The organism is Caulobacter sp. D5, from assembly GCF_003185805.1.
Lineage (GTDB): Bacteria > Pseudomonadota > Alphaproteobacteria > Caulobacterales > Caulobacteraceae > Caulobacter.
This window is the reverse complement of record NZ_QHJY01000148.1, coordinates 1-5168: the sequence shown is the minus strand read 5'-3', so window position 1 is coordinate 5168 and position 5168 is coordinate 1. Positions and strand designations below refer to the sequence as shown.

General features: G+C 69.3%; 6 protein-coding genes and 1 pseudogene. 6 read left to right on the top strand and 1 reads right to left on the bottom strand.

Going from position 1 to position 5168, the window contains the following annotated elements:
* The first annotated feature begins 177 nt into the window (after positions 1 to 177).
* The 5 genes from DMC18_RS10955 to DMC18_RS10935 are packed head-to-tail and all read left to right on the top strand — an operon-like array spanning position 178 to position 4169.
* On the top strand, positions 178 to 447 hold the full coding sequence (locus tag DMC18_RS10955) for an usg protein (protein WP_110118279.1): 270 nt from the start codon (positions 178 to 180) through the stop codon (positions 445 to 447).
* Positions 448 to 496: 49 nt separating this feature from the next.
* Positions 497 to 1141: a phosphoribosylanthranilate isomerase gene (locus tag DMC18_RS10950; RefSeq protein ID WP_110118278.1), complete on the top strand. Its 645-nt coding sequence runs from the start codon at positions 497 to 499 to the stop codon at positions 1139 to 1141.
* 17 nt (positions 1142 to 1158) lie between these two features.
* Positions 1159 to 2391, top strand: a complete 1233-nt coding sequence (gene trpB, locus DMC18_RS10945) for a tryptophan synthase subunit beta (RefSeq protein ID WP_110118277.1) — start codon at positions 1159 to 1161, stop codon at positions 2389 to 2391.
* Positions 2392 to 2402: 11 nt separating this feature from the next.
* A complete protein-coding gene (gene trpA / locus DMC18_RS10940) occupies positions 2403 to 3233 on the top strand; it encodes a tryptophan synthase subunit alpha (protein WP_110118280.1) in 831 nt (276 codons plus the stop codon).
* Between the two features lie 12 nt (positions 3234 to 3245).
* Positions 3246 to 4169, top strand: coding sequence for an acetyl-CoA carboxylase carboxyltransferase subunit beta (locus DMC18_RS10935; protein ID WP_110118276.1), 924 nt, complete (start codon positions 3246 to 3248; stop codon positions 4167 to 4169).
* A gap of 50 nt (positions 4170 to 4219) precedes the next feature.
* Here DMC18_RS10935 and DMC18_RS27295 read toward each other — a convergent pair.
* Positions 4220 to 4286 (bottom strand): annotated as a pseudogene (locus DMC18_RS27295) (hypothetical protein); the annotation flags it as partial.
* A 31-nt stretch (positions 4287 to 4317) separates the two neighbouring features.
* Here DMC18_RS27295 and DMC18_RS10930 point away from each other — a divergent pair.
* A partial coding sequence (locus tag DMC18_RS10930) for a folylpolyglutamate synthase/dihydrofolate synthase family protein (protein WP_255580330.1) occupies positions 4318 to 5168 on the top strand: 851 nt, incomplete at its 3' end.

Genomic DNA, 5168 nt, shown 5'->3' with positions numbered 1-5168 from the left:
CCCCCCCACAGCGGCGGCCGGCGCTCTGGCGTCAAACGCGGCAGTCACCCCCACCCCTGCCCCTCCCCCATCAAGGGGGAGGGGAAACGCCCCCTGCGACGCCCTGCCCTCTTGAGCGACTCAGCCCCCGGGCGGACGGTTCTTCGGTGACGCTTACCCGTTGTCGGAGTGCTTTCGATGACCACCCGCGCGTTCGAGCTGCAGATGCTGGGCTACGGCCTGACCACGGCCCAGATCTGCTACCACCTGCCCGACCATCCGCACCTGCTGCAGCTCTATGTCTGGCAGGAGTACGACCTGGCCCCGCGCTTCCCGACCCTGAAGGGCTTCCTCGACTTCTGGAGCCGCGAGCTCGACGGGGTGCTGCATTCGGTGAAGGTGGCCCACAACCGGCTGATCGGTCCCACCGAGTGGAGGGCGGTCAACGGGGTCTTCACGCTCCAATGAAGGTTGCACGGGGTTGCGCTGACAGCTTCCCCACCGTAACTCCCCCGCCATGACCATCAAGGCCAAGATCTGCGGGCTCTCGACGGCGGAGACGGTGAAGGCCGCCTTCGACGGCGGCGCGGCCTATCTCGGCTTCGTCTTCTTCGAGAAAAGCCCCCGCAACATCACGCCCGAAGCCGCCGAACGCCTCCTGCAGCCGGTGCGCGGCCGCGGCGTGCAGACCGTGGCCGTCACCGTCGATCCCGACGACGCCTTGATCGACCGCCTGATGGCCACCATGCGCCCCGACCTGATCCAGGTGCACGGCAAGGAGACGCCCGCCCGTGTCCGCGAGATCGCGCAGCGCAGCGGCGCCGGGGTGATCAAGGCCTTCTCCGTGTCCTCGTCGGCCGATGTCGACCAGGCCCGCGCCTACGAGACCGTCGCCGAGCAGTTCCTGTTCGACGCCAGGCCCGTGGAAGGATCCGCCCTGCCCGGCGGCACCGGCGCAAGGTTCGACTGGAGCCTGCTGGAAGGCCGGCGATTTTCTCGCCCCCATTTCCTCGCCGGCGGGCTGGACCCGTGGAACGTGGCGCAGGCGGTCAAGGCCTCGGGGGCCCCGCTGGTGGACGTTTCCTCTGGCGTGGAACGCGGTCCGGGCCTAAAGGACCCGGCTCTGATCGCGGCGTTCCTCGACGCCGTCAAACGCGCCTAAAAGCCCGGAAGACGATCTTGAACGCTCCTGTCTCGCCTACCGAACGGCCTAACGACTGGTCCGCCTATCCCGACGCCAAGGGGCGCTTCGGCGGCTACGGCGGCCTCTATGTGGCCGAGACCCTGATGCCGCTCGTGCTCGAGCTGGACCGGGCCTACACCGAGGCCAAGAACGATCCGGCGTTCCAGAAGGAGCTGCGCGGCTACCTGACCCACTATGTGGGCCGGCCCAGCCCGCTCTATTTCGCCGAGCGGCTGAGCAAGCATCTCGGCGGCGCCAAGATCTACTTCAAGCGCGAAGAGCTGAACCACACCGGCGCGCACAAGATCAACAACTGCATGGGCCAGATCCTGCTGGCCCAGCGCATGGGCAAGACCCGGATCATCGCCGAGACCGGCGCCGGCCAGCACGGCGTGGCCAGCGCCACCGTGACCGCCCGCTTCGGCCTGCCCTGCGTGGTCTATATGGGCGCCGTCGATGTCGCCCGTCAGAAGCCCAACGTCTTCCGCATGAATCTCCTTGGGGCGGAAGTCCGCCCGGTGACCTCGGGCGCGGCGACCCTCAAGGACGCCATGAACGAGGCCATGCGCGACTGGGTCACCAACGTGGCCGACACCTATTACATGATCGGCACCGCCGCCGGCCCGCACCCCTATCCGGCCATGGTCCGCGACTTCCAGGCGGTGATCGGGTCCGAGACCCGCGAGCAGATCCAGGAACTGGAAGGGCGTTTGCCCGATGCGGTGGTCGCGTGTGTCGGAGGGGGCTCCAACGCCATCGGCATGTTCCACCCGTTCCTCGCCGACGAGAGCGTCAAGATCTACGGCGTGGAAGCCTCGGGCCACGGCCTGGACACCGACAAGCACGCCGCCTCGCTGACCGGCGGCCGCCCGGGCGTGCTGCACGGCAACAAGACCTACCTGCTGCAGGACGACGACGGCCAGATCCTCGACGCCCACTCGATCAGCGCCGGCCTCGACTATCCGGGCATCGGGCCGGAGCACTCGTTCCTGCACGACATCGGCCGCGCCCAGTACCTGACCTGCACCGACGACGAGGCCCTGAAGGCCTTCCAGCTGTGCGCCGAGCTCGAGGGCATCATCCCGGCCCTGGAAAGCGCCCACGCCCTGGCCAAGCTGCCGCAGCTGGCCAAGGAAATCGGCGAAGGCGGCGTCATCGTGCTGTGCCTGTCGGGCCGCGGCGACAAGGACATCTTCACCGTGGCCGACGCCCTGGGGCGCACGATCTGATGGGCGAACTGATGAGCTATCGCGACGGAACCCGCCTGGAGCGCGCCTTCCAGCGGGAAAACGACCACCGGGCCCTGTTCGTCGCCTACATCATGGCCGGCGATCCGGACCTGGAGACCTCGTTCGAGCTGCTGACGGGCCTGGCCGAACACGCCGACGTCATCGAGCTGGGCATGCCCTTCTCGGATCCGATGGCCGAGGGCCCGACCATCCAGCTGGCCTCGCAGCGCTCGCTGGCCGCCGGCACCAAGATGCGTGACGTGCTCGGCATCGTCCGCCGCTTCCGCGAGACCAACACGGTCACGCCGATCGTGCTGATGGGCTATCTGAACCCGGTGCTGTCCTACGGCTTCGAAAGCTTCGCCAATGACGCCTCGGACGCCGGCGCCGACGGCGTGATCATCGTCGACTGCCCGCCGGAAGAGGCCGACGCCCTGACCGACGCGCTGGAAGCGGCGAAGATGAACCTGATCCGCCTGGCGACGCCGACGACCGACGACGCGCGCCTGCCGGCCGTGGTCAAGCGCACCTCGGGCTTCATCTACTACGTCTCCGTCGCCGGCGTGACCGGCGTGCTGGAAGCCGACGCCGACGCCGTGCGCGGCCCGGTCGAGCGCCTGCGCGCCGCCTCGGGCCTGCCGGTGGCGGTCGGTTTCGGCATCAAGACCCCCGAGCGCGCCGCCGAGGTGGCCCGCGTGGCCGACGGCGTCGTCGTCGGCTCGGCGCTGGTCGACGAAATCGCGTCGGCGGCGAAGCTGAACGAAAACGTGACCCAAAAGGTTCTTTCCAAGGCGTCGGAGCTGGCTAAGGCTGTGCGATCGGCGCGAGTCGGAACGGCATGAGGCTTTAAGGCTATGGCTATGGCTGAACCCCAAGGCCCCAAGAAGGGCGACAAGGCCAAGACCTCGACCGACCGTCGCGGCGGCTGGCTGTCTCGGATCGCGCCCGGCGTGCGCGGCGCCTTCGCCAAGCGCGAGACGCCCGAGAACCTGTGGGTCAAGTGCCCCGACACGGGCGAGATGATCTATCGCTCCGACCTGGAGGCGGCCCTGTGGGTCACCCCGGCCGGTCGCCACATGCGCATCGGTCCCGAGGCGCGCTTCAAGTTCACCTTCGACGACGGCGAGTACGAGGCCCTGCCGACCCCGTCGGTCGTGGAAGACCCGCTGAAGTTCTCGGACGGCAAGCCCTACAAGGACCGCCTCGCCGCCGCTCGCAAGAGCACCGGCGAGCAGGACGCCATGGCCATCGGCTACGGCAAGGTCGGCGGCGTCGACGCCGTGGTCCTGGTCCAGGACTTCGCCTTCATGGGCGGCTCGCTCGGCATGGCCGCCGGTGAAGGCTTCATCGCCGCCGCCAAGGCCGCCCTGGCCCGCGAAGTCCCGCTGATCGCCTTCACCGCCGCCGGCGGCGCGCGCATGCAGGAAGGCGCCCTGTCGCTGATGCAGATGGCCCGCACCACCCTGGCCATCAACGAGCTGAACGACGCGGCCCTGCCCTATGTCGTGGTCCTCACCGACCCGACCACCGGCGGCGTCACCGCCTCCTACGCCATGCTGGGCGACGTGCACCTGGCCGAGCCGGGCGCCCTGATCGGCTTCGCAGGGCCCCGCGTCATCGAGCAGACCATCCGCGAGACCCTGCCGCCGGGCTTCCAGCGCTCGGAATACCTCGTCGAAAAGGGCATGGTCGACCGCGTCACCGCCCGCAAGGACCTGCCCGAGACCCTCGGCTCGATCCTCGGCACCCTGATGCTGGGCCGTCGCAAGGCGGCGTAGCCTTCCACGCAAACAAAAAGCTCGTCATCCCGGAAGCCTCGAAGAGGCTATCCGGGACCCAGGGGCCGTGCGCACCGCCCCTGGGTCCCGGCTCTACGCTGCGCTTCGGCCGGGATGACGAAATAAGTTCGGGGCCGGAAGCAGCAGCATGACCGACCACCTCCGCGCCCACGACGCCGCGCTGGAGCGCCTGCGGGCGCTGCATCCGTTGAAGATCGACCTGTCGCTGGACCGCATGCGCCGGCTGTGCGCGGCGCTCGACAACCCGCAGGACCGCCTGCCGCCGGTGATCCACGTGGCCGGCACCAACGGCAAGGGCTCGACGGTCGCCTATCTGCGCCACATGGCCGAAGCGGCGGGCCTCGAGGTCCACGTCTTCACCTCGCCGCACCTGGTGCGCTTCGTCGAGCGCATCCGCCTGGCCGGAACGCTGATCACCGAGGCGCACCTGGCCGACGTGCTGGAGCGTGTGGAAGCCGCCAACGCCGGCGAGGCGATCACCTTCTTCGAGATCACCACGGCCGCGGCCTTCGTCGCCTTCGCCGAGACCCCGGCCGACCTGTGCATCGTCGAGGTGGGGCTGGGCGGCGTGCTCGACGCCACCAACGTGATCGCGCAACCGGCCGTCAGCGTGATCGCACCCATCGACCTCGACCACCGCGAATTCCTGGGCGACACCATCGAGCAGATCGCCGTCGAGAAGGCCGGGATCATCAAGCCCGGCGCCCCGGCCGTAAGCGCCCGCCAGCAGGACTCGGTCGATGGCGTGCTGGAGACCGCCGCCGCCCTGGCCGGGGTCGAGCTGACCCTGATGGGCCGAGACTTCGACGCCTGGGAAGAGCGCGGCCGCCTGCTGGTGCAGATGCAGGACCGCCTGCTCGACCTGCCCGCCCCCGCCCTGCCCGGCGAGCACCAGTTCGCCAATGCCGGCCTCGCCGTCGCCGCCCTGCTGGTCCTGGACGATCCCAGGATCGACGAGGCGGCCATGGGCCGGGGGAT